General features: G+C 70.0%; 18 protein-coding genes and 2 pseudogenes. 9 read left to right on the forward strand and 11 right to left on the reverse strand.

What is annotated here, in order from left to right:
* Positions 1-487: 487 nt before the first annotated feature.
* Together ACIQFZ_RS16710 and ACIQFZ_RS16715 are read left to right on the forward strand one after the other, a co-directional pair.
* Positions 488-1,993: an APC family permease gene (locus ACIQFZ_RS16710; RefSeq protein ID WP_365419276.1), complete on the forward strand. Its 1,506-nt coding sequence runs from the start codon at positions 488-490 to the stop codon at positions 1,991-1,993.
* Positions 1,994-2,162: 169 nt separating this feature from the next.
* Positions 2,163-2,423, forward strand: a complete 261-nt coding sequence (locus ACIQFZ_RS16715) for a hypothetical protein (RefSeq protein WP_402691525.1) — start codon at positions 2,163-2,165, stop codon at positions 2,421-2,423.
* Between the two features lie 141 nt (positions 2,424-2,564).
* Here ACIQFZ_RS16715 and ACIQFZ_RS16720 read toward each other — a convergent pair whose 3' ends face one another.
* Positions 2,565-4,778 (reverse strand): discoidin domain-containing protein, encoded by a 2,214-nt coding sequence (locus ACIQFZ_RS16720; protein ID WP_365777303.1) that lies wholly within the window; start codon positions 4,776-4,778, stop codon positions 2,565-2,567.
* A gap of 397 nt (positions 4,779-5,175) precedes the next feature.
* Here ACIQFZ_RS16720 and ACIQFZ_RS16725 point away from each other — a divergent pair, with 397 nt between their 5' ends.
* The 3 genes from ACIQFZ_RS16725 to ACIQFZ_RS16735 all read left to right on the forward strand — a co-directional run bounded on the left by ACIQFZ_RS16725 (position 5,176) and on the right by ACIQFZ_RS16735 (position 8,321).
* Positions 5,176-6,270, forward strand: a complete 1,095-nt coding sequence (locus tag ACIQFZ_RS16725) for a DUF1996 domain-containing protein (protein ID WP_383056772.1) — start codon at positions 5,176-5,178, stop codon at positions 6,268-6,270.
* 185 nt (positions 6,271-6,455) lie between these two features.
* Positions 6,456-7,061, forward strand: a complete 606-nt coding sequence (locus ACIQFZ_RS16730) for a class I SAM-dependent methyltransferase (protein ID WP_365777301.1) — start codon at positions 6,456-6,458, stop codon at positions 7,059-7,061.
* Between the two features lie 93 nt (positions 7,062-7,154).
* Positions 7,155-8,321 carry a permease gene (locus ACIQFZ_RS16735; RefSeq protein WP_365777299.1) on the forward strand — a complete coding sequence of 389 codons (1,167 nt, stop codon included), beginning with the start codon at positions 7,155-7,157 and terminating at the stop codon, positions 8,319-8,321.
* 36 nt (positions 8,322-8,357) lie between these two features.
* Here the strand turns inward: ACIQFZ_RS16735 and ACIQFZ_RS16740 are convergent, their stop codons facing one another.
* The 3 genes and pseudogenes from ACIQFZ_RS16740 to ACIQFZ_RS16750 all read right to left on the reverse strand — a co-directional run.
* Complete coding sequence (locus ACIQFZ_RS16740; RefSeq protein ID WP_383056774.1) at positions 8,358-9,137, reverse strand: D-Ala-D-Ala carboxypeptidase family metallohydrolase; 780 nt, start codon at positions 9,135-9,137, stop codon at positions 8,358-8,360.
* Between the two features lie 55 nt (positions 9,138-9,192).
* A complete protein-coding gene (locus ACIQFZ_RS16745; protein ID WP_365419303.1) occupies positions 9,193-9,576 on the reverse strand; it encodes a peptidoglycan-binding protein in 384 nt (127 codons plus the stop codon).
* Between the two features lie 39 nt (positions 9,577-9,615).
* Positions 9,616-10,506, reverse strand: a pseudogene (locus ACIQFZ_RS16750) (lysozyme); the annotation flags it as partial.
* A gap of 428 nt (positions 10,507-10,934) precedes the next feature.
* Between ACIQFZ_RS16750 and ACIQFZ_RS16755 the strand changes: the two are divergent.
* Complete coding sequence (locus tag ACIQFZ_RS16755) at positions 10,935-12,011, forward strand: ParB-like protein (RefSeq protein WP_402691526.1); 1,077 nt, start codon at positions 10,935-10,937, stop codon at positions 12,009-12,011.
* 89 nt (positions 12,012-12,100) lie between these two features.
* Here ACIQFZ_RS16755 and ACIQFZ_RS16760 read toward each other — a convergent pair whose 3' ends face one another.
* From ACIQFZ_RS16760 to ACIQFZ_RS16780, 5 genes are all read right to left on the reverse strand, one after another.
* Complete coding sequence (locus ACIQFZ_RS16760; protein WP_402691527.1) at positions 12,101-13,732, reverse strand: CehA/McbA family metallohydrolase; 1,632 nt, start codon at positions 13,730-13,732, stop codon at positions 12,101-12,103.
* Positions 13,733-13,981: 249 nt separating this feature from the next.
* Complete coding sequence (locus tag ACIQFZ_RS16765) at positions 13,982-15,874, reverse strand: CocE/NonD family hydrolase (protein ID WP_365419298.1); 1,893 nt, start codon at positions 15,872-15,874, stop codon at positions 13,982-13,984.
* Positions 15,875-16,417: 543 nt separating this feature from the next.
* Complete coding sequence (locus ACIQFZ_RS16770) at positions 16,418-18,010, reverse strand: FUSC family protein (protein ID WP_402691528.1); 1,593 nt, start codon at positions 18,008-18,010, stop codon at positions 16,418-16,420.
* Between the two features lie 179 nt (positions 18,011-18,189).
* Positions 18,190-18,975 carry an NAD(P)-binding domain-containing protein gene (locus ACIQFZ_RS16775; RefSeq protein WP_365434752.1) on the reverse strand — a complete coding sequence of 262 codons (786 nt, stop codon included), beginning with the start codon at positions 18,973-18,975 and terminating at the stop codon, positions 18,190-18,192.
* A gap of 152 nt (positions 18,976-19,127) precedes the next feature.
* On the reverse strand, positions 19,128-19,547 hold the full coding sequence (locus ACIQFZ_RS16780; RefSeq protein WP_402691529.1) for a carboxymuconolactone decarboxylase family protein: 420 nt from the start codon (positions 19,545-19,547) through the stop codon (positions 19,128-19,130).
* Between the two features lie 181 nt (positions 19,548-19,728).
* Here ACIQFZ_RS16780 and ACIQFZ_RS16785 point away from each other — a divergent pair, with 181 nt between their 5' ends.
* The 3 genes from ACIQFZ_RS16785 (at position 19,729) to ACIQFZ_RS16795 (ending at position 22,545) form a co-directional block, all read left to right on the forward strand.
* Positions 19,729-20,313, forward strand: a complete 585-nt coding sequence (locus ACIQFZ_RS16785; protein WP_365434758.1) for a TetR/AcrR family transcriptional regulator — start codon at positions 19,729-19,731, stop codon at positions 20,311-20,313.
* A gap of 186 nt (positions 20,314-20,499) precedes the next feature.
* Positions 20,500-21,171, forward strand: a complete 672-nt coding sequence (locus tag ACIQFZ_RS16790) for a GntR family transcriptional regulator (RefSeq protein ID WP_365434761.1) — start codon at positions 20,500-20,502, stop codon at positions 21,169-21,171.
* Positions 21,172-21,252: 81 nt separating this feature from the next.
* Positions 21,253-22,545, forward strand: coding sequence for an MFS transporter (locus ACIQFZ_RS16795; RefSeq protein WP_383056786.1), 1,293 nt, complete (start codon positions 21,253-21,255; stop codon positions 22,543-22,545).
* A gap of 62 nt (positions 22,546-22,607) precedes the next feature.
* Here the strand turns inward: ACIQFZ_RS16795 and ACIQFZ_RS16800 are convergent, their stop codons facing one another.
* Both ACIQFZ_RS16800 and ACIQFZ_RS16805 read right to left on the reverse strand, forming a co-directional pair.
* Positions 22,608-22,826, reverse strand: a complete 219-nt coding sequence (locus ACIQFZ_RS16800) for an SDR family oxidoreductase (RefSeq protein ID WP_383056883.1) — start codon at positions 22,824-22,826, stop codon at positions 22,608-22,610.
* A 34-nt stretch (positions 22,827-22,860) separates the two neighbouring features.
* Positions 22,861-23,013, reverse strand: a pseudogene (locus tag ACIQFZ_RS16805) (2-oxo acid dehydrogenase subunit E2); the annotation flags it as partial.
* Positions 23,014-23,309 lie beyond the last annotated feature (296 nt).

A 23,309-nucleotide genomic window follows, 5' to 3' on the forward strand; every position in this document is an offset into this window, starting at 1 on the left:
AAACTCCCGTCTGCCCCGCGACGCCTGGCACGCACTCTCGCCACACTGGGCGAAAGCCCAAGTACGTCCAGTACGAGGACTTCCGCCCGGCACGCCGAGAGCACGCACCAGACGCCGCGGAGCCGCCCTTCGGGCGACGACGGGAATGTGACGACAGGACCTAGGCCCTGTCGTCAAACTCCCGTCTGCCCCGCGACGCCATGCACGCTCCCCCAAGCTCTTCGAGCAGGGGGGACCCCCACTCGCCGCACCGGGCTCCGGCCCAAGTGCATCCAGTACGTGGGCCAGGGCCCGGCACTCCCCCAAGCTCTCCGAGCAGGGGGGACCCCCAGAGCACGCACCTGACGCCGTGAGGCCCGCCCTTCGGGCGGACGCCGGGAGTTTGACGACAGGACCTCGCCCAGCACCACCCGACACGGACTCCACGCCGTCACGGCGCCCGCACGCGCCCCCTCGCAGTTACTCCTCTCCCTCCTAGGAACTGCCCGTGTCCTCCAACCTCTCGACGACCGAACCACGCACGTCCGAGCCCGCGGCCGGAGCCCTGCAACGCAGCCTCAAGCGCTTCGACATCACCGCCATGGCCATCGCCGCGGTCATCTCCTTCGACACCGTCGGGCAGATCGCCACCGGCGGCGGCGAGGCCGCCACCTGGACGGCGGTCATGGCCCTCTTCTTCCTCGTTCCCTACGCCCTGCTGTTCGCCGAGACCGGCGCCGCGTTCCCTCAGGAAGGCGGCCCGTACGTATGGGTCAAGCTCGCCCTCGGCCGTCCGGCGGCCGCGCTCACGACCCTGTTCTACTGGGTCACCAACCCCGTCTGGCTGGGCGGTTCACTGGTCTTCCTCGCCTCGCAGACCTGGGACGGCTTCGTCTTCCACCTGGGCTCGGGCACGGTGGCCGACTACACCTTCAAGCTGCTGTTCGTCTGGATCGCCATTCTCACGGCCGTCGTCTCCCTGCGCCGCGGCAAATGGATCACCACCGCGGGCGCGGCGGCGAAGGTCCTGGCCCTCACCGTGTTCACCCTCACGGCCGTGCTCTACGGGGCGCGGCACGGCTTCCAGGGCCTGACCGACACCCGCTTCACCCCGACGACCGCCGGCTTTCTCGCCCTGGTGCCGATCCTGCTGTTCGCCTACGTCGGCTTCGAAGCACCCAACGCCGCCGGTGAGGAGATGCACGACCCCCAGCGCGACGTGCCCGCCGCACTCGGACGCTCCGCGACCGTCGCGGCCTGCTGCTATCTGCTGCCGGTCCTCGCCCTCCTGGCCGTCGTACCCAAGCAGCAGGTCACCGGCATCGGCGGCTTCATGGAGGGTGCCCGGCTCGTCTTCAGCGTCTATGGCGGAGCGGCCGGCCCCCTGCTGAAGCTCACCGCCGTCATGTTCGTCTTCGCCCTGCTCACCCAGGGCAGCGCCTGGATGATCGTCAGCGACCGCATGCAGGCCATGGCCGCCGCCGACGGGGGCTTCTTCAGCCGCGCCCTCGGCGCCTTCCACCCGCGGCTCGGTACGCCGGTGCGCACCAATCTGCTCTCCGGAGCCGTGGCCACGGTGTTCATGCTCGCCGCCATGCGTCTCGCGAACGGCGACGCGGCCGACGTGTTCGCGGTGGTGCTCACCGTCGCGGTCACCACCCTGCTGCTGTCCTACCTGGTCGTCATTCCCGCCCTGGTCCTGCTGCGGATCCGCCGGCCGGACGTCCCGCGGCCCTACAGCGTCCCCTTCGGCAGTCGCGGCTTCCTGCTCTGCGCGGCACTCGTCTACGCCTGGATCCTGATCGGATCGTGGTCGGCGCTCTTCCCCGGAGTCCTGGAACACCTCTTCGGCATCGACTACGTCTTCCACGACGTCTGGGGTGTCTCGCGTACCTCGTTCGAAGCCTTCACCCTCGGCACCGTCGCCGTACTGCTGATCGTCGGTGTCGTCGGAGTGGTGGTGGCCCGCCGCGAGGACGCCGTGGCGGGCGCGGCCGACGGGGCCGGTTCCTGACGACGCGCGCAGGGCGATGCTCAGGGTCCGGCCGCCGGTGATCTCCTGCGAAAGGGACGGCCCTCCCGAGTAGCGCACGGTCGCGAAGTCCGCGTTCCCGTCGAGGTCGGCGGCGGCTTTCACGGTGGTCGGAGAGGCGCGGCACTCCCCGCTGTCCAGGCCGACCAGCGTGGCCCGGTCGGGGGAGGCGGCCGGGGCGGCCGGCGCCGGGGAGTCCTCCGACGGGGTGGCGGGGGCCGACGGCGCCGGCCGTTCGGAGACGGCGACCCTCGGGGACCGGGAGCCGGTCACGTACAGGTCCGGCTTGTCGTCCTTGAAGTGGTCACCGGTCCAGTCGAAGCCGTTGGTGACGGCCAGGACGACGACCGCGACCACCACCGGCGCGATGATCGCGGTGGCGGTGAAGCTGCCGTCCCCCAGAGGGAGATAGCGGCGCCACCGGGCAACTCGGCCCGCTGGATTTGCCGACTTCCCCGGAAATGCAACCCGGTTCCTGCCAAGGCAGGCGGCGAGCCACCGGTGGTGACTCGCCGCGTGCTATCGCCGGCTTGGGCCGGTCATCCGTCCCCGGTCAGGGGAACTGGACCACCTTGGACGGCACGGTGCTCGTTCCCGAGGTGGGCGCGCCCGTGTTGTTGACGACGTGGGCGTACTGGCCCTGGCCGCCGAGGGAGATCACCAGAATGTCGTGCAACTTGATCCCGGACTTGACCGGCACCTGGAATCCATGGGCCTGGACGATCGTGGGGTCGGCCGTGAAGTTGCAGTAGCTGCCCAGCCCCCAGGCCTCGTGCGTGTTGACCGTGTCGGCGACCTTGTAGGCCGCGTAGCCGACGATGCCGTCGTGGGTGATGGCGGCGGCGTTCGGGACGTCGTAGGCCTTTTCGTTCTGGAAGAAGATCGTCCGGCCGCGCTCTCCGTTCCAGTACACGTCGTACTTGTTGTAGTGCTCGACGAACAGGCCCGTGGCGAGGACGTCGTTGCCGTTGACCCACAGGCCGTAGTCGGCCCGGTTGGTGTTCCAGCCGACGCCGCTGCCGTGGTCCGCGCGCCACAGCCAGGTGTGGTCGATGACGACGTTGTTGCTGTTGACGACGACCGAGTTGGTCGCGAGGCCGGGGCCCGCGCCGCCGATGCGGACGAACACGTCCTGCACCGTGGTCGGGTTGGCGGAGTGGTCGGCGGAGGAGCCGGGCTGGCCGACCCGCAGGAGGGTGTCCGAGTTGACGGTGCCCGCGTCGATCAGGAATCCGGCGAGCCGGACGCCGTCGACATCGGCGACGTGCATCGCGTCGACGCCGTTGTCGGGCACGAGGGTGGCGAGGCCCAGTCCGAGCACCACGGTGTTCGCGCGGGTGACGTCGATGGTCCGGTCCAGGTGGTAGACGCCGGGCGTGAACAGGAGGTTGAGACCCTGGGACAGTGCCTGGTTGATGGTGGCGGCGGTAGCGCCCGGCTTGACGACGTAGAACTGGTCGAGCGGGAGGGAGGTGCCCGCGTTGGCCGGCCAGGACACACCGCGGGCGCCTGTGCGCTTGGCGGGTACGAAGACCTTGTAGGTGCTGCCGTCGAGGTAGAGGAACGGCTTCTCGCGCGAGATCGGCGTGGTGTCGAGCGTGGTGTACGAGCCGGTGGCGAAGTCGGTCGCCGGCGCCCCCTGCACTCCGGTGAACGTCATGTTCCACACGCCGTTGGTCCAGCCGCCCACCGAGCTGTCGCGGGTGTACCACTGCTGCTGTGAGTACGGTCCGACGGTGCCGTCGATCTTCGAGTCGGCGATGTACCCGCCGGAGGCCCAGCCGTATCCGTTCGGGGCGAGGTTGAGGCCGCCCTGGACGTGGATGCGGCGGAACGGCGCCGCCTGGGCGACGGCCCACCGGTCGTCGCCGTGCGACGGCCTGATGGCGAGGTTCTCCGCCGAACGCCAGAAGTTCTGGGTGGCGTTGCCGTTGAACCAGCCCGCGTCGACGGTGATGTCACCGTTGATCTGGGTGTCGTCGGGGTTGAGGCCCAGCCCGGAGATCGAGGTGTAGAAGCCGATCTGGGCGTTGATCCCGTTGTAGGTGCCCGGCTTGAGCAGGAACTGGTAGCGGCCGGCGCCGAACTGGTTGGACTCCTGCTGGGCGAAGATCTGGTCGAACCTCTGCTGGAGGTTGGGGGTGGAGGGGTCGACGACGATGACGTTCGGCCCCAGGTCGCCGCCGCCCTGGACGGGCGGGGTGCCGCCGCCGGACGATTCGGTGTGGACGGCGACCTCCCAGAGCGAGTAGCCGTAGCCGGTCGAGCGGACCGTTCCGTAGACGCGCAGGTAGCGGCCCGAGCCGCTGACGTCGTAGGAGGAGGTGCCGCCGGTCGCGCCGGTGACGCTCCTCAGCGTGGTCCAGCTCTGGCCGTTGGCGGAGGCCTGGATCTGGAACTCCTTGGCGTAGGCGGTCTCCCAGGTCAGGTCCACCTTGCACAGGTTCTGGACCGAGCCGAGGTCGACCTGCACCCACTGCGGGTCCGAGAAGGCGCTGGACCAGCGGGTGCCCGGGTCTCCGTCGAAGGCGGCTGAGGCCGGGGTGCCCGCGTTCTCGGTGGAGGAGGCCGACGCGGGCTTGCCCAGGGCGGCGTTGCCGGTGCCGCAGGCGGCCGCGACGCCGGCGCTCTGGCCGGACGGCGACGTGGCGGTCCTGCCCTGGGACAGCGGAGTCCCGGCCGCCGCGGCGACCGGCGACTGGGTGGCGGGAAGGGCGATGAGCGCTGCCGCTGCGGCGAGCGCGACACCCATGGATCTGAGTCTCATACGGGTCCCTGCGGATGCGATGGGCGAGTGTTCGCGAGGAGGGCGGGGCGGCGTACATGACGTGCGCAAGCTCAACTACACGCCTGCGGTGCTTAGTTCACATCTTGATTTAACTGATGAGACCGAGGGGTGGGCAAGCCCCCGGACACGGGAAACTTTTCAAGCGTTGACGGCACCCGTGTCCACCTGGGGGGAGGTGGTGTTCAGGAAATGAGGCCGGCGCAACAGTGCTGATCCTTCTGTGGCATGCCTTGACACCCGCGCGTCAGGGCCTCAACACTCCCAGGGCAGGAGAGCGCCCGCCCACCGCCGAGGTGTGTGTGACACGCCGTCAGGTCGGTGCCCGCTCGTCCTTCTTCAGCCCCCACTTCTCACCCCCTGAGTTCAGGAGGTCTCCATGCCACGGAGATCGAAAGCCCTGTCAGGAATGCTGATCGCCGGAGCGCTGCTGATGAGCTCGCTCGGTGTGGCCGGCGTCGCCACCAGCGCCGGGCCGCCCGCGCCCGGCAGTGCGGCGGCGAAGTCCTTCGCGGCCGGCCACTCCGGGCACGCCATGGCCGCGTCGACCGCCTTCTCGGTCGAGGACCCGGACGGCGACGGCTACATCCCGGCGAACCCGCCGGTCACCGGCGTCACCCCGTCCGCCGGGAACCCGCCCCATCGTTACTTCCACGAGTTCCAGGCCAACTGCTCGTTCACCCACACCAGGCCCGACGACCCCATCGTCTATCCGCAGCAGCCGGGCAAGTCCCACGACCACACCTTCATGGGCAACACCACGACCGACGCGAACAGCACCACCGCGTCACTGGACGCGGGCGGCACCACCTGCAAGGCGCCCGGCGACCGGTCGGGCTACTGGGTGCCGACTCTCTACAACGGCGACCAGCCGGTGCTGCCGGTCGGCCCGCAGACGATCTACTACAAGGCGGGCGTCACCGACTACACCAGCGTGCGGCCCTTCCCCAAGGGGCTGCGCTTCGTGGTGGGCAACCCGTTGCAGAGCGCCCAGGAGTTCCGCAACAGCCCCGGCTTCGTCGAGGGCTGGGAGTGCGGCGACAGCTACTTCAACGTCGACTTCCCCGCCAACTGTCCCAACCGGCCCGACGTGCAACTCAACATCCGCTTCCAGGCGCCGAGTTGCTGGGACGCCAAGTATCTCGACACCCCCGACCACCGCAGCCACATGGCCTATCCGGTGGTCAAGCCCGGCACGAACGACAACATCTGCCCGGCCGACCACCCCGTCGCGCTGCCGATGATCGAGTTCAAGATGGCGTTCCCGGTGAACGGCGACATGTCCCGGGTGAGGCTGTCGAGCGGGGCCGCCTGGTCCTTCCACTACGACTTCTTCAACGCCTGGGACGCGCCCACGCTGGCGGCCATGGTCGGCCACTGCATCGTCGGCGGCCTCCAGTGCGACGCACGCGGCTACGACGAGACGCACCCCGAGGCGGGAGCCGCGCTGAACGGGGACTACCGGCTTCCCTGACCGCACCCTGAACGGCGCCACTCCTCGAAGCAGGGTGGCCCGGCCGGACACGCCCCACCCGGCCGGGTCTGGTGACGCTCCGACACGGCCGCCTGCGCACCCGGTCACTCCCGAGTGACCGACAGTGGTTGCCCCCCCGGTCCACCAGGACTCCCCTGCCACACGGTCGACCTATAGTGGGCCGCATGAGCCGTTGGAGGGAACTGACCGGGGAGACGTCCGGCGAGGACTACGCCGCGCGGTTCGCGGCGCTCGCCCGGAGTGGCAAGGACATGCACGGTGAGGCGCGGTTCTGTGCCGCTCTCGTGCCTGCCGGGGCGCGGGTGCTGGACGCCGGGTGCGGTACCGGGCGGGTCATGATCCGGCTCGCGGAGCTGGGGTACGACTGCGTCGGGGTGGATCTCGACGCGTCGATGCTGGCGGTGGCGCGGAAGCAGGCGCCGGAGCTGCCCTGGTTCCAGGCCGATCTGGCCACGTTCGAGCCGGACCTGCTCGGCATCGCGGCGGACTTCGATCTCGTGGTCGCCGCGGGCAACATCTTCCCGTTGCTCGCCGCCGGCACCGAGGCCGCCGTGGTCGAGCGCCTGGCCGCCGCCCTGCGCCCGGGCGGACTGCTGGTCGCCGGGTTCGGCCTGGACGAAGCCCACCTGCCCGTGCCGCCCGGCATCACCCTGTCCGAGTACGACGACTGCTGCGCCACGGCCGGCCTCACCCTCGTCGACCGCTTCGCCACCTGGGACGCCGACCCGTACGAGGGCGGCGGCTATGCCGTCAGCGTCCACCGCCGGTGACGAGGGCGTCGTAGTCAGGTCCCCGCTGTCCTGACCCCGGCGGCGGGCGTGTCCCTCGGTCGTGTGCCGCGCCTTGCAGGGAAGGCTGCACAGATGCACGCCGTACTGCACGCACTGTCGATCACCGGGTCCATGACCTGGGAGATCACCTGGGCCCTGATCCTGGGCTTCGCCCTGTCCGCGGTCGTCCAGGCCGTGGTCCGCAAGTCCACCGTCGTCGCACTGCTCGGCGACGACCGTCCCCGCACGCTCGCCGTCGCCGCCGGGCTCGGCGTGGCGTCCTCGTCCTGCTCCTACGCCGCGGTGGCGCTGGCCCGCTCCCTGTTCCGCAAGGGCGCCGACTTCACCGCGGCGATGGCGTTCGAGATCGCCTCCACCAACCTCGTCGTCGAGCTCGGTGTCATCCTCGCGCTGCTGATGGGCTGGCAGTTCACTGTCGCCGAGTTCGTCGGCGGGCCCGTCATGATCATCCTGCTGGCCGTCCTCTTCCGGCTGTTCCTGCGCGAGAGGCTGCTGCGCCAGGCCCGCGAGCAGGCGGAACGGGGCCTGGCCGGGTCGATGGAGGGCCACGCGGCGATGGACATGTCCGTGCGGCGCGAGGGCTCCTTCACCCGGCGTCTGGTCTCCCGCGAGGGCTTCACCGCAGTCAGCCACGTCTTCGTCATGGAATGGGCGGCGATCCTGCGCGACCTGGTGGTCGGCCTGCTGATCGCCGGTGCCGTCGCCGCCTGGGTCCCGGACTCGTTCTGGCGCACCTTCTTCTTCGAGGGCCACCCGCTCGCCGCCAAGCTGTGGGGCCCCGTGATCGGCCCGCTGGTGGCGATCGCCTCGTTCGTGTGCTCGATCGGCAACGTGCCGCTGGCGGTGGTGCTGTGGAAGGGAGGCATCAGCTTCGGCGGCGTGGTGGCGTTCATCTTCGCCGACCTGCTGATCCTGCCGATCCTCAACATCTACCGGAAGTACTACGGCGCCCGGATGGCCGTCTTCCTGCTGGGCACGTTCTACCTCGCGATGGTCGTCGCCGGTTACGTCGTGGAATTCGCCTTCGGCGGCCTGGGCCTGATCCCCGACCAGGCCGACGCGAGGCTCCCCATGGAAGGCATCCGCTGGAACTACACCACCTGGCTCAACATCGCCTTTCTCCTCCTCACCGCGCTGCTTCTGGTGCGGTTCTGGCGGACCGGCGGGCTGTCCATGCTGCGCATGATGGGCGGCTCCCCGAACACCGGCCACGACCGGACGGGCCCGTCCGTGCCATGACGGCGCGGACGGGCCGGTTGTGCCGGGGCGGGCGGGTCACGCCACGCCGCTCTCCCACCACCACGAGCCGGAGCCGTACGAGGGGTACTGGACGCGGCTGTCGCAGTGCTGCCACGAGTTCGTGTACGCCTCGAGGCCGGAGAAGCCGCAGGTCTCGGCGATCCGGTAGGTCTGCAGGGTGCTGTGGCCGGAGACGACGATGTCGGCGGCGACGCCGTAGAGGTGCATGCTGTTGGACGCGCCGCCCGAGGCGGCGTTGTGCGCGATGCTCCGGAAGCCGGAGTTGATCGTGATCGCGCTGTTGCCGGCCTTCTTGCGCACCGCCTCCAGCTTGTACATCAGCCGGCGGACGTTGTCCTTGACCGTCGCGGAGCCGACCTTGCCGTTGTTGAAGCCGGAGCCGTCCTTGGAGTAGAACTCGCTGAAGTTGAAGTGGGCGGTCGATCCGTCGCCGGCCTCCAGGCTGTTGAGCACGCTCTGGGTCTGCGGGCCGACGATGCCGTCCGCGCCCAGGCCGTAGGCGGACTGGAAGCGCTGGACGGCGGCGGCCGTGCCCGGGCCGAAGGCGCCGTCCCAGGCGACGTACGTCTGGGAGGCGCTGTTGGCGGCCCAGCCGCCGACGCGGATCTGGAGCTCCACCACGTCGGAGCCGGAGGCGCCCTGCTGGAGGGTACGGCTCCAGCCGTAGGCCGAGGCCGTGCCCGCCGTGGCGACGCCGGTGACCGCTGCCACGCCGAGTGCGGCCGTCACGCCCGCCGCGCTCCGGAACAGGGTGCGGCGGTCGATGCTTCGCTGGGGGTGTCGTGCCGGGTTCATGGAAGTCTCCTCCTTTGGTGACTACGGGTGTCTACTGGTGACGACGCCCCGAAGGTCAAGCGACCAGGGCCTGCCAGGTGTTGGCACCGACGATGCCGTCCACGGCGAGGCCGTGCGCGGACTGGAACGAACGCACCGCTGAGTCGGTCGCGGGCCCGAACGCACCGTCGACCGTCAACGCGGAACCGCGTGCCTTGAGTTGGCTCTGCACCGCCTGGACCGCGGGTCCCGACGAGCCCTGCCGTACGGTGACGATGAGGGCCTGCCAGGTGGCGGGTCCGACGATGCCGTCCACGCCGAGGCCGTGCGCGGACTGGAACGAACGCACCGCTGAGTCGGTCCCCGGCCCGAACGCGCCGTCCACCGTCAACGCGGAACCGTTCGCGTTGAGCAGGTACTGGACGGTCTTCACCCGCTCACCGGAGGCCCCCTGCTTCACCGTGGGCCAACTGGCGGTCGGCGGAGGGTTGTAGCCGCCGCCCTTGGCGAAGGCCTGGAGGTCGGTGAGGGTGCCGTTGAAGGTGTCCTGGTCGCCGGGGAAGGTTCCGGAGTCGGCGTACTGCCAGATCGTCTGGGCCGACCAGCCGGCGGGCAGCGTGCCGGGGCTGGAGGCGTAACGGGCGATCCACAGCGGGTTGGTGGCCCCGAAGCTGCTGTTGTTGCCGGTGCAGGTGGTCCACCAGTCGGTGGTGGTGTAGATCGTCGGGTAGCGCCCGACCTTGGTGCGCACCTGGTTGCTGAAGTCCCGGATCCAGGAGACCATCGCGCTCTGGCTCAGCCCGTAGCAGGTGGCCCCGTAGGGGTTGTACTCGATGTCCAGGGCGGGCGGCAGCGTCTTGCCGTCGGCGGTCCAGCCGCCGCCGTGGCTGACGAACCAGTCGGCCTGCGCGGCACCGCTCGAGTTGCCGGGCAGCGCGAAGTGGTAGGCGCCGCGGATCAGTCCGGCGTTGTACGCGCCGTTGTACTGCTGGGAGTAGTAGGGGCTGGTGTAGGTGGTGCCTTCGGTGGCCTTGACGTAGGCGAAGGCGGCGCCCTTGTTCTTGACGGACGTCCAGTCGACGTTGCCCTGGTAGCCGCTGACGTCGAGGCCGGCCGGACCCGTGCTGACGGCGAGCGGGGCGACGGCCGACAGTGATGCCGCGCCCGGGCGCTGGAGTCCGGATCCGGCGTGGTCCTGGTCCGGGTGCGTCATGCGCACCGGGGTCCCGGTGGAGGTCCCGGGGTCGCCGGCCGCCGTCGCCTGGGCGGTGCCGGGCAGGACCAGCAGGGTCAGGGCGGCGGCCAGCAGCCCGGCCGCACGGGCGAACGTCCGGCGCGGGCCGGTACCGGTGTTGCCGGGTCTGAACCGCGAGAAGGTGGCTGAAGGCATTGGTGCTCCCAGAGGTGTGGAGGGACACTGCGATGCGCTTGGGCCTGGGTGGCCGTGGTGACGGCCATCGACGGTCGGGAGTGGAGCGTCGGAGCTGCGAGCGGTGGGTGAGTGCCGGTCGCGGTGGGGGGTCAGCAGGTGCCGGGCACGCCGTCAACTCCACGGCGCATAGGTTGAGTTGACGCGCGTAAACGTAAGGGATGTGTTGACATGCTCGCAACATCTTCGGAGGTGCGAAAAGTTGAATTGCGGGTGGCGGTTCTTGAGCGGCGCGTGCGGGGATCCGGCAGGAAGCTCCGTACGGAAGCCGGTTGGCGGTGAATTGTTCACCTACGGCTCCGCCGGATGTCACCGGGACGATCCAGTGCATTGGGTGATCGGCCAGACGCTGACCGTCGACATTCCCCATATCGCAAGGAGCAGGTGTGATGCGCTTCGGATCTCCGTCCCGCCGGGCCTCGGCCCTCGGAGTGGCCCTCGCCGTCATCGGGTCCGGCGTCGCCGCGCTGGCGCCGGTCGCCGCCGCCGCACCCGGTGCTCCGGGCACCCGGCCGTCGTTCTGCGGCCACGACAACCGCAGCACGCCGTTCTCGCGGTACCTCTGCGCCCAGCCCGGTGACCTGCTCGACGTCCGCATCGGCGACGTGCACCCGACCCAGCCGTCGCTCGGCTACGACGAGGTGTACTACAAGCTCGGCCGCTACACCCTCGGCAAGGACGCGATCAACAAGAAGTTCGACGACTGGTGCGAGGCCGACGGCCGAGCCGCCGCGGCAACCGTGTCTCCCGGCGCGCGACTTGACGACCCGTCGTCGTTCACGTGCGAACTCCCCGTCGGGGCGGAGACGGCGGACAGCATCGCTCCCATGAAGACCGTCGTCATCGGCCCCGGCGGCGAACCGTTCCTCACCGACGGGCACCACACGCTCACTTCCTTCTACGAGACCCCCGACGGCGGGGCCGACCTGCACGTCCGGCTGCGGGTGCAGGCCAACTTGAGCAACCTGCCCCGCCAGGCCTTCTGGGACGAGATGAAGGCGCACAAGTGGGTGTACCTGCGCGGCCCCGAGGGCAACCAGGTCACGGTGAACAAGCTGCCGAGCAGCGTGGGTCTGGCCAACTTCACCGACGACAAGTACCGCAGCCTGCTCTACTTCGGCCGTGACATCGGCTACGCGCAGAACGGGCTGCCGTTCCAGGAGTTCTACTGGGGCAGCTGGGTCCGCGACGCCAAGCCGATCGACCTGGCCGACTGGAACCCGAACGACCTCGACAACTACCTGTCCACCGTCAAGTCCCTGACCGAGACGATGACGGCGCTGCCCAAGGGCGCCGTCGTCGACAGCGGCTTCACCGCCGCCGAACTCGGCGCGCTGGAGCGGTGGAACGACGGCAGCGCTGTCAACAAGGGCGAGTTCAACAAGCTGAGCAAGCCGTACTCCGACGCCAAGCCCGGGAAGCTCGCCTACACGATGGAGTACAAGCGGGCGCACGGTCTGGGCTGAGGCGTCCCCGCCCGGCTCACCGGGAACCCCGGCCACCTGACAACGCCGGTCGGGGGCGGTCTCGCGTAGACCGCCCCCGACCGCGTACGTCACCGGCCCTTCGTCTCCAGGAAGACCGGGTTGGTCATGGCGGCCATGGGCCCGAACAGCAGCGCGTCGCCCATGGTGTTGCCCTGGCCGGGGGAGCCGTCGGCCATCGCGTGGCGGACCTCGGCGCGCACATAGGCGGCGAGCGAGGCGGTGGTCCGCCAGACCACCGTGCCGGTGCCGGAGGCGCCGACGGACTCCTGGTGCATCTGGCCCTCGTCGGTGATGAACCGGACGGTGCCGTGGGGCACGCCCCGGACGTCGAGGCGGATGTCCACCGGTGCTTCGGCGGGCACGGTGAGCTTCTCGCCGATCCCGGCCTGCCTGCCGCCGCCGGTGGCGGTGAAGGCCAGCTCGACCGAGGAGGACTCGGCGATCCAACTGCGGCCCGCCCGGATGCCCTTCATGAGCGAGTCGGTGGCGAGGTCGTCCGCGTGGACGACGTTGTGTGGCAGACCGATGACCTGCGGCTCGCTGTGCGCGTCGCTGTTGCCCATGGCCGGGAGCCAGCGCTTTCCGGTGCGGACCGCTTCGCCCAGCTTCTGGTCCCAGGTGCTGACCGCGTGCTCGTCGTCATAGGTCCACGGACCGGTCCACACCTCTGTGGCGTCCGCGTTCTCGAAACCGAACTTCCACTGGCAGGCCACGTAGGCGCAGTACATGTGCGCGGGCACCACGAGGCCGTCGTTGCGGTGGACTTGACGCGCGAACCGGTCGAACGCGTCGTCGCGCGAGCGGTAGCGCCAGTCGACCCACTCACCGGCCGGAACGCCCAGGGCGAGCCAGTGCCCGTTGCGCGTGGTGACCTCCTCGCCCGGGATGATGAGCAGGTCCGGACCGGCGTGCTCGCCCCAGACCGCGTGCGAGGAGGACGTGTTGTGGTCGGTGGAGACCATGAAGTCCAGCCCCGCGGCGCGCGCGCCGGCCGCGACCTCAGCCGGCAGGCGCTTTCCGTCGGAGTGGACCGTGTGCAGGTGGCAGTCGCCGCGGTACCAGGCGCGACCGCGGCCCTTCGCCCGCTGCGGGGGGTGGTGCGGTACGAAGGCGGGGCCGGGGTCGCCGTGGGTGATCGTCACCTCCACCCGGTAGTTCATGCCCTGAGGCGCCACCTGGTAGGGGCCGAGGACGATGTTCCAGGTGCCCGGGTTGACCGGACCGGGCAGATACCCCGGCGTGGCCTCGCCGGCGCCGATCTCGAACGAGGTGCGGAAACCGCCGGACCAGCCGCGGAATCCGCGGCCGCCGAGCGCGGTCCCGCGCTCGTCGAAGACGCCGATGTCGCACGAGTTGCCCGGGACACCCGACGGTACGGACGGCTTGTCGTAGGAGTAGGAGACGGCGATCTTCCGTATTCCTCCGGGGACTTCCACCGGCAGGTAGACGAAGTCCGCGACGCCGGTCTCCAGGAAGCCGGTGATGGTGCGGGTCGCCTCGCTGCCGTTCGCCGGCGCGGCGTCGGCCGAACCGTCGGCCGCCCGCGCGAAGGAGACCGGGGTGAGGGTGAGGGCGGCCGCGCCGGCACCTCCCGCCAGCAGCAGTCGCCGGCGTCCGAGTCCGGCACCGGCGTCGCCGGCGTCCGCGGTGTCGGGCTCCAGGGGCTTCACGTTGTGCTCGCAGTGTCCGTCAAGGCACATGTTCCGTCCTCGGCAAGCTCGGTGATGGATGCGCGGAAAGCCTCTGGAGCCTCATGGGGTTCCGTGAACGACGGATGAGCCGGGCATGGCCCGTTCGGCAAGAGCCTGTGGCCGGTGTGCGGTGGCGGTGCGTTGCCGCACCCCTTGCACCCTTGCCTGGGTCGCGCGACTCGCGGACTGGCCCGCCAATATGCCAACGAGGGCCCCAACCTTGGTGGTTGGGACCCTCGTCGGGTGTTGCCGCTCGACTCAGAGGTGGCCGCCAGGGGTCACCGTGAACGAGGCGGGACCGGCGGGCAGGTTCACCGTGTACTGGCGCAGGTAGGTGTCCAGGAACGGGGAACGGGCGCCGGCGGTGGCGGTGTCGCGGGCCGGGTCGTCCAGGGCCAGCTTGAGCTGCGCGCCCTTGACCTCGATCGTCTGGCCGGACGGCTTGGCACGCCACGAGCCGGTCTGGATGGAGCCGACCTCAACGGCCAGGACGTGACCCGCGGCCAGGGTCCAGTCGGTCGCCTTCAGATCGACGGTCATCCGGCCCTCACGCAGCAGGGAGACCTGCTCGTCGAACATGACGGCCTTGCCGTTCGGGGCGACGTCGTACAGCTTGAGCATGACGTTGCCCTCACCCTCAGCGGTCAGCGAGACCTGCGGGGTGCCGGTGAGGCGCACGGACTGTCCGACCGGCTTCGACCACGCGAAGAAGCTCGATGTGACCTTGCCGTCCTTCTGGAGCTTCGCCAGCCCCCTGGCCAGGCCCTGCGGGGCGGCCTGGTCGGTCGCGGGCGCGTTCTCCATGTCCCACTGACCGGACGGCTTCCCGAGCGTCTGCGACGTCGGCTCGCCGGCCGCGGCCAGGGCCGCACGGCCCGAGGCGCCACCGTCGTCCAGGTACGAGCCGTTGCCGAGCGGGAGGGTGACGGACCGCTTCACGACCGGCCACGTGTTCTGGGCGCGCCAGGCACCCGTGGAGTCCTCGACGACGTAGGCCGGGTACTTCACCTGCGGCTTGATGCCCTTGAGGTACTCGTCGTAGTAGGAGAGGGTCTCGTCGTACCAGCCCTCGCGTCCCATGGACAGGCGCCCGTCGCTGGTGCGGTCACCGCCACGCACGTGCTCCCACTGGCCGAGCCAACCGCGCTGCGGGCCCTCGTGGTTGTCGAGGTACTCCTGCATCTCCTCGGGCTTGGTGTTGTTCTCGATGAAGCCCTGGGTGACGAACAGCGGGGTCTTGGTGCCCTTGGCCATCTTCGCCAGGTCACGGTCGGTCCAGTGCTTGTCCCACTGGTCCGCGATCTTGTACCCGGCCGAGTTCTGGGTGAGGCACTCCGGGTGGGTCTTCTCCCACTGGGCGTTGGCCAGGTAGTGCGCGTCGTCGTCCGCCATCTGGGGAATCGTGGCGATGGAGTTGTAGGCGTTGGCGGTGCCGGTGACGTTCGGGCGGGGCACCCCGTTGGAGTAGATGTACTGGTACATGTCCCATACGGGTTCCTGGGCGACGACGGCCTTGAGGGCCTTCTGGCTCAGGTTGTTGCCGATCAGGCCTGTGACGGCGTCGTACGACTTGCCGTACATGCCGACCGCGCCCGTGCTCCACGGCTGCTTCGCCGCCCAGTCGATCGCCGCCTTGACGTCGGCCTGCTCGCCGGGACCGGCCCAGTCGAGGCAGCCGGTGGAGCCGCCGAAGCCGCGCAGGTCCACCATGACGAAGGCGTACCCCTGGGCGAACAGGTCGGTGCCCTCGACGAAGTCCTGGAAGCGGGACGAGGGGCCGGTGTGCTTCCAGCCCTCGGGATCGGTCTGCCCGGAGTGCCCGAAGTAGGGGCCGACCGACAGGATGACGGGCACCTTCTTGCCCGGGGCCAGCCCCTCGGGCAGCAGGACGTCGGCGTGCAGCTCGGTGTCGGAGCCGTCCGAGGACGGGAAGTAGTGCTGCGTCCAGAGCGAGCCCTTCGGGACGCGGTCGTTCTCCTCATGGGTGACGGGGTCGGTCGCGGTGGCGACCGCCCCCGTCCGGGTCTGCTCCGCGGCGGGCTGGGCCGCGGCGCCGGGCACCGCGGTGGCAGGGCCGGCGAGCGCGGCGGTCAGCGCGAAGGTGGTGACGAGTGCCGAGGCGGCCGCGACGGCCGTGCGACGTCTGTTCACTTGCTGCTCCCGGAGTTGTCAGGTACGGGGCGGTGCAGGTGGTGCGGTCGAGCACGGCCCCTGACCCACCGTCAGAGCGGCGAGGGGCGGTCGCACCCATGCGGAAAGCCGGATCGCGGGCGCAGGCCGAGGCCGTCGGCGTCGGACTCTATGATCATCATTGAAACGAGTCAACGGTGTTGCATGTTTCTCGTGTTAACGGTGTGACCCGGCCGATGGCCCGGCGAGGCGCCGGTCGTGGCGGTGGGAGCCGGCAGCATCACGAGTAGAAGTGCGTGAGGGATTCCGCGGCGCAGGTCGGCTTTGCCGGCCCTTCGAGGGCGAAGCTGAAGGCGCGGTGCATCCGGACGCCGCCACGGGGCGCCTGCCGCACATGGGTGATGGACTGGTGCAGCCGGATCCCGCTGCCGACGGGTACGGGGCGTGAAACGGACCTTGTTGAGGCCGTAGTTGTAGGGGATCCACACCTACACCGAGCGACAGGCTGGGGCGGCAGCCGGGGCGGGTGATCCTGGCGCGCCGTCTTCCCGGGCCGGCCGGTGGCTACATGAACGGGTGGGTTCGCTGCTTCGGGAGGCGGTCCAGGAGGGAGCGGATCTCCTCGCTGCGTGCGGTGGTGTCCAGCTGATCGGGCTGTGCGTGCCAGCCGGCCGCGAGCGCGGCGTGCGCTTGCCGCTGGACCGCCTGACTGATGTCCTGACAGTGAGTCAGATAGGCGTCGTCAGCGCTGAGTCGGGGCAGCAGGTCGGCACAGGCGAGCAGCTCGAAGCGTAGATCACGGCGGGCCTTCCTGCCGTCTTCGGTGAAGGACCGGCCGGCGGCGGCGTGATCCAGTACCTCGGTCGTCGCTCGCAGCGTGCGGGTGAGCTGCCGCCTCGCTGTCCGGTGCGGCATGCGGCGGCCCGTGCACACCAGCACGACAAGAGCCGCGGCCACTCCGATCAGGGTGGCGAGGACGCGCTGCCCCACCAGGTGAGGCGTGGCATCCACGGAGGTGATGGCGACGTTGGCCTGAAGGGTCATCATCGTGATGAACGTTGCGGCGAGTGCGTAATTGCGGGGTAGGAACAGGTTCATCCCCCATACGGAAACGATGATGACGGCGATCTGGACGGCCGCCGGCGGCTGAAGCGGTTCTATGGCGCTGATCACCAGCACGCCCATCAATGTGCCGGTCAGTCGGTGGGCTGCCCGCAGGGTGGTGGAGTTTCGGTCCAGTCCGCCGTGGAGCACGATCGTCGCCGACAGCACCGCCCAGTACGCGTGCCCGACGTGCAGGGCGAGGGCGAGTGTTCCGGCCGCCAGGCCGGCGCTTGCACAGCGAAGACCGACCAGTATGGGCAGACGCACGGGATCCCGACCGAAAGTGCGTCGCAGCAGGTAGCGCGCGGAGGGCTGACCGAGCGGGTCGGGATGCGGGGCGTTTCCCAGGTGTGCCGCGGCACCGGGGTAGTCCTGCGCGAGTGCGCCGGTGCCCAGCAAGCCGTCCAGTGTGTGCAGCTCTTGGCCGAGTTGCTGACGGATGCGGCTGGGGCGGACACGCTGTGAGCGCGCGGAACTGAGCACAGCCGCGGCGTGGTCGACGGCGGCGGTGGCTGTGTGCCGCAGTCGGTGGATCCGCTGTTCGTGGTGCCGGGGAGACTCGCCCTCCTCGGCCGCGGCATGAAGGAAGGCATGGACGGCCCCTCGGGCGGCCGTGACAGCCTGGCGTTCCGAGTGGTGGCCGCGGACCAGCAGGTCGCTGAGGCTGAGGACGGCGGTGAGCACAGTGGACACTGCCGTCACCGCCACGATCGGCCCCCCGGTGTCGGTGCTGCCGCCGAGATATGTCCCCACGGCACAGGCATAGAACAGGTGAATGGGTCCCGGCCCAGGTCCCACGATGAAGACGTGGTAGCCGACGGCCATCAGGAAGATGACGAGTGCCTCAGTGCTGATGGCGAGCCACGGAATGGGGCCGACCCATACACCCAGAGCCATGGAGGCGGGAAATATCGGGGCCACCGCCGCATACCTGCGCAGCCGGGAGCGCAGCGATTGGTTGGTGTTCCACAGCGAGATGAGCGAGCCGAACAGCGCCATGGCGCCGAGGTGCGTGCCCGCGAACACCGTGATGAGGAGGAGGGCCGCGGCCATGGGGGCGGTGGTCAGGGAGCCTTGCAACCATGCACCGGGCGAGGAGGAGAGGTGAAAGAACCGGCGGAAGTGCGGAACGATCCGCCGCCATGCCCTGGAGATATCACAGATGACGAGCGGCATACCCAGGCTTTCCGAACCATGTGAAGACCTTTGCTGCCCTGCGGGAGGACTGCATCTCAGGCCTCGGATTCCAGCAGCCCACGCGCTTGCAGGATCTCCTGTTCGACATCTCCGCTGAGATCCGTGGCCGGGAGTGAACCGACTTCGCCGCGGAGCAGGCCCACATCCTTGAGCAGCAGGTCGTACTGCACTTCGCTGAAGTTGTCGCTCATCCAGCTCTGCCCGGATGACACGCGGATCACCTCAAGGAAGTCCTTGGCAGGCACCCCCGCCCGCTGCGCCAGGTTGAGCATGTGTGCGGTGGAGAGCAGGTTGTAAGTACCCAGGGTGTTGTTGAGGAGTTTCACCGTGGCTGCGTCGCCGTAGTTGCGCATGCGGAAGACGCGACCGGAGATGTCGGCCAGCAGCCTCTCCTCCGCGTCGGTGGGGACGGGACCGCTGAGGAAGGTGGTCAGCGTGCCGTGGCGTGCGCCGTGGGGGCCACCCGACACCGGTGCTTCGAATACCCGCCAGGAGTCGGGCCCGGACGGAAGGATCCTGCGGGCGTCTTCCGCGGCGAGGGTGCTGACCACGAAGACGCTCAACGGCCGTTCGGCGCAGCATTCTTGAAGTGACCGGAACACCGAGCTGACCTGGTCTGCCGTGCGAACCGCGACGATGACGCTGTCCACGGCTGACCAGTCGACCCTCGCGAGGTCGGAGCTGGCCGGCGCATTCGTAGCCGCCGCCCACTCGTGGACGCGGGCTGCGGCGAGGTCGAAGCCGAAAACCTCCCGGTTCAGCTCGGCAAGCCGTTCGCCGATGTTTCCGCCGATGGGGCCGAGGCCGAATATCAGATGCATGTTGTTCTCCCGGATTGTCCGGGGCCTCAGGCCCGCCGGTGCTTCTTCACGGCGGGCCACTGCCCCTACTTTCAGACGCTAGGCACGTCCCTCGACGGGTGCCACCTGGCCGGAAGGCGTCTCGGACCGGGCACCGTCGGGGTGTCGCGCAATTACCCGGCCTGGGTCTCCGGGGCATCGTCGGCGTCCCGCTCGGCGAAGACGTTCTTGATGATGGCGAGGGCGTTCAGGACGCGCGGGAATCCGGTGTAGGGGAGCAGGTGGATGATCGCCGCCGTGATCTGCTCCTTCGACAGGCCCACCGTGAGGCCGGTGTTGATGTGGAGTTCGAGCTGAGGTTCGGTGCCAAGGGTGACCAGGGAGGAGATGGTCACCAGGGCCTGTTCCTGCTTCGTCAGGCCGGGGCGGGCGTAGATGTCAGCGAAGGCGAACTCGACCATGTACCGGGTGACATCGGGGGCGATGTCCTTCAGGTCGTCGGCGAGCTTCAGGTGGGAGGCGGCGCCGGAATTGCCCTTCGGCATGTACTCCATCATCTTGTCGAGTCCGTGCTGATAACGGTCGGTAGCCATGCGGCAGCTCTCCTTGGTGTATGTCGGGTTGGGGCTGGCCTCAGCCCACCTCGAAACGCTACGCTACGTATCGTTTCCATTCGATAGTAGCGCGCGAGCGCGACGTACTGAGAGGCAGGTTCAGGCGGTGGAGCCCACCGGGACGGAAAATGGCGGAACACCCCAGGTCGAAGAGCCTGCGGTGCAGGGGCGGCGGGCCCGGACCGAGAAATTGGTCCTGGATGCCACGCGGGAGCTGCTGGCGGAGCGCGGAGTCCGTGGCCTGACGGTCGAAGGCGTGGCCGAACGGGCGGGAGTGGCGAAGACGACGATCTATCGCCGCTACCGCTCGAAGACCGACCTCGCTCTGGCCGTTCTGCTCGACATGGTCGACGACGTGGCCACGCAGCCGGACGTCGGAGACACGCACGCCGAACTGGCGGCGGTGGTCGACCGGACGCTGGAGCTCCTTCGCTCCAGCTTGATGGGCCGCGTCATGCAAGGCCTGGTCTCGGAGGTCGCGGCCGACCCCGAACTGGCACGTGCCTACCGGGAGCGCGTGGTCAACCGTCGGCTGGCGGACGTGCGCCGCCTCGTGGAGCGAGGGATAGCCAGGGGGGAGATGCGACCGGACCTCGACCCCGAGATGGTGACCGACCTCCTCCTGGGCCCCATCTACTACCGGCTCTTCCTGAGCGGCTCGCCGTTGGACGACGCCTTCGGGGAGCAGCTCGTCACGGCTCTGCGTGCGCACTGCCGCATGGAAGGGGGGACGGGTTCGGGGTGACCGCTGGCGGGGGATCTCCGCAGTCACGGTCACCCCAAGTTCACAGGGCGCTGTGCACCCGGGGTGTCCGCGCCTCCTCCTCCCCAAAGCGCCGGCTCCGGTCGCGGCCTCCGTAGGCCGCTGGGCTTCGTGTCGCGGCAGACGTCATGTATCTAAGCTTGTATCTATGACTGCTATGGTTGAGATATGGCCGCCACCACCCCCGCCACCACCCCCTCCACCGCTCGCGTACCGGCCGCAGAGCGTGCGTACGACCTGACCAAAGAGCTCATCATCGGCGGGCAGCTTCCCGGCGGGAGTCTCATCAGCGAGGGTGAGATCGCCGAGCGCACCTCGCTCAGCCGCACCCCGGTCCGCGAGGCCTTCCTCCGTCTCCAGGCCGAGGGGCTGCTGCAGCTCTTCCCCAAGCGGGGAGCCGTGGTGGTACCGGTCGGACCGGGCGAGGCCGAGGACGTCCTGGAACTGCGCGAGGCGCTGGAAAGCAGCGCGGTTCGCCGCATCGCCCGTCGCGCCGAGCCGCTCGACGACCTGGTGCGCAGGCTGTCCGACCTGATCGAGGTGCAGCGGGAGCACGCCCGCCGGGCCGACGTCGCGGCCTTCGCGGAGGCGGACGAGGCGTTCCACCACGGCATCGTGGCGGCCTCCGGCAACGGCCTCGCGGAGCGCTTCTACGAGACGTTGCGCGACCGCCAGCGACGCATGGCCGTGCAGCTCCTCCAGCCACAGCCGGAGCGCCTGACCTCGCTGATCTGCGAGCACACCCTGCTCGTGGAGCGGATCGCCGACCGCGACGACGAGGGGTTCGCCGGAGCCCTGCGGGCCCACCTGGACGCCCACCGCGGCGCGACCGGCCGCTGACCTCGCCACAGACACCCGGCAGTACCCCCACCGGAACCCCTGGTGGGACCAGCACGTGAGCAAGCAAGGAGCAGCACCACCATGAGCACCACTCGGTGGCCGGCCGGCCGTCCCGCCGTACCGTGCGGCAGGGGCAGGCCGTGGCTGCCGGCGGCGGCTGCCATGTTCTGCTCCGGGTGGGGCGGCAACCAGTTCACCCCGCTGCTGCTGATGTACCGCCGCCTGGGCGGCTACTCCGCGGTCACGGTCGACGCCTTCCTGGCCGCCTACGTCCTCGGACTCGTACCCGGGCTGCTGGTGGGCGGGGCCGCCTCGGACCGCTGTGGCCGCCGCCCGCTGATGACCGTCGCGACCGCGGCGTCACTCGCGGCCAGCGCCGTCCTGTGCGGGGGAGTGGCCGGGCAGATCCCCGTCTACGTGGGCCGCTTCCTCAGCGGCCTGGCCGTCGGCATCGCGATGGCGGTCGGCACCAGCTGGGTCAAGGAGCTCTCCCAGGCACCGCACGACCCGGCGGCCGACGCCGGCGCGGGAGCGCGGCGTGCCTCCCTCTCGCTGACCCTCGGCTTCGGCCTGGGTGCCGGGGTGGCCGGCGCGCTGGCCCAGTGGGGGCCCTGGCCGATGATCACCCCGTACCTGGTGCACGTCCTGGTCACTGTGCCGGCCCTGTTCATGCTGGCGCGCGCCGTGGAGACCCGGGCGCGGACCACCGCCGTCCGCAGCCTGTGGGCCGACCTCAAGGTCCCCGCCGTCGGACACCGCCGCTTCCTGCGCGTGGTGCTTCCCATGGCCCCGTGGGTGTTCGGCTCGGCCGGCGTCGCCTACGCGGTCACCCCCCAGCTCGTCGGCGACCGGATCGGGACCTGGGCCCTGGCCTACGCCACCCTGCTGACCGTCTGCACTCTCGGCACCGGGGCGCTGGTCCAGCCCTTCGCCAAGCGCCTGGACTCGCTGGACTCGGCGCGGGGGATCATCGTCTCGATGATCCTCATGGCCTGCGGCATGGCCGTCTGCGCGGGCGACGCGGCCGTTCGCTCGCCCTGGCTCGGCCTAGGTGGGGCCGTCCTGCTGGGGGCCGCCTACGGCATCGGGGTCGTCTCCGGCCTGCTGGAGATCCAGCGGATCGTCACCCCCGACGACATGGCCGGCATCACCGGCGTCTACTACGCCCTGTGCTACTCGGGGTTCCTGCTGCCCGCGATCCTGGCGGCGCTGTCCGCGCTGGCGTCCTACACCGTGATGCTCGCCGTCCTGACTCTCCTCGCCCTGACCAGCCTCGCGGTGATCGCGACCTCTTCGGGGCGGACTGCCGGCGCCCTCGCCGCGGGCGGGGCCGGCGCGGCCGCGCCCCGGCCCGCCGAGGCCCCGGTCCGCTGACCCCCGCGGCCGTTCCCCCCACGGTGCGTCCTGCCCGAGCAGGCCGCACCGTGGGGGCGCTGTCACCGCCCCGCCGCTGCCGACGCGATGATCCCGAAGCCGTCGGCGGACCAGCCGCCGTCGCTCACCATGACCTGGCCGGTGATGTCGGCCGAGACGTCGGAGGCGAGGAAGAGCGCGAGGTTGGCGATGTCGCCCGGACTGCCGAGCCGGGACAACGGGGTGCGGGACCGCAGCGCCGCCAGGCCGAGACGACCGGCCGCGGCGAACGAGGCGGCCAGGCCGGTCTCCCCATAGTCCGGCGCGCGCGGCCACGGCGCCGTCGACCGGGCGGTGGTCGACCGAGAGGGGCACGGTCATGACCTCGGCGGCCTGGACGGCTTCGGCGATCGCGACGGCCTCGTCCCCGGCGGCGCCGACGGCCGGATCGCCGACTGCGACGCCGGTCCTGGAACACCACCCAGCAATACCGCAGGGCCTACGCCAGGCTCATCGGCGCCTTCGGCCGCCGGCTCATCACCTACGAGCACCGGCTGATCCTGGACGCCGTCCGGCGTGCCGACCGCACCGACGCCGAGCGTTTTCCGGCCGGTCACATCCGGCGCACCCGGCCGGCCCTGGCGCAGCACCCCGAGCAGTTTCCGGCCGATTCCGATTGCCGACTGGGCATCAGATTTCGGCGTGAGTACCCTCTCGCGGCCGTCCGCAACCAATTCGCACACAACTGTGCAGTCCCCGTGTGCGTTTCGCTAGGCTTCCCGGCA

It is taken from the genome of Streptomyces sp. NPDC093064 (assembly GCF_044754605.1).
GTDB lineage: Bacteria > Actinomycetota > Actinomycetes > Streptomycetales > Streptomycetaceae > Streptomyces.

Excerpts from the sequence above, each read along its gene's own strand:
- ACIQFZ_RS16740 (WP_383056774.1), bottom strand. The coding sequence starts at position 9,137 with ATGAACCCGGCACGACACCCCCAGCGAAGCATCGACCGCCGCACCCTG.
- ACIQFZ_RS16725 (WP_383056772.1), top strand. The coding sequence starts at position 5,176 with ATGCCACGGAGATCGAAAGCCCTGTCAGGAATGCTGATCGCCGGAGCG.
- ACIQFZ_RS16760 (WP_402691527.1), bottom strand. The coding sequence starts at position 13,732 with ATGTGCCTTGACGGACACTGCGAGCACAACGTGAAGCCCCTGGAGCCC.
- ACIQFZ_RS16795 (WP_383056786.1), top strand. The coding sequence starts at position 21,253 with ATGAGCACCACTCGGTGGCCGGCCGGCCGTCCCGCCGTACCGTGCGGC.
- ACIQFZ_RS16775 (WP_365434752.1), bottom strand. The coding sequence starts at position 18,975 with ATGCATCTGATATTCGGCCTCGGCCCCATCGGCGGAAACATCGGCGAA.
- ACIQFZ_RS16790 (WP_365434761.1), top strand. The coding sequence starts at position 20,500 with ATGGCCGCCACCACCCCCGCCACCACCCCCTCCACCGCTCGCGTACCG.
- ACIQFZ_RS16780 (WP_402691529.1), bottom strand. The coding sequence starts at position 19,547 with ATGGCTACCGACCGTTATCAGCACGGACTCGACAAGATGATGGAGTAC.
- ACIQFZ_RS16770 (WP_402691528.1), bottom strand. The coding sequence starts at position 18,010 with ATGGCCGCGGCCCTCCTCCTCATCACGGTGTTCGCGGGCACGCACCTC.
- ACIQFZ_RS16735 (WP_365777299.1), top strand. The coding sequence starts at position 7,155 with ATGCACGCCGTACTGCACGCACTGTCGATCACCGGGTCCATGACCTGG.
- ACIQFZ_RS16755 (WP_402691526.1), top strand. The coding sequence starts at position 10,935 with ATGCGCTTCGGATCTCCGTCCCGCCGGGCCTCGGCCCTCGGAGTGGCC.
- ACIQFZ_RS16720 (WP_365777303.1), bottom strand. The coding sequence starts at position 4,778 with ATGAGACTCAGATCCATGGGTGTCGCGCTCGCCGCAGCGGCAGCGCTC.
- ACIQFZ_RS16730 (WP_365777301.1), top strand. The coding sequence starts at position 6,456 with ATGAGCCGTTGGAGGGAACTGACCGGGGAGACGTCCGGCGAGGACTAC.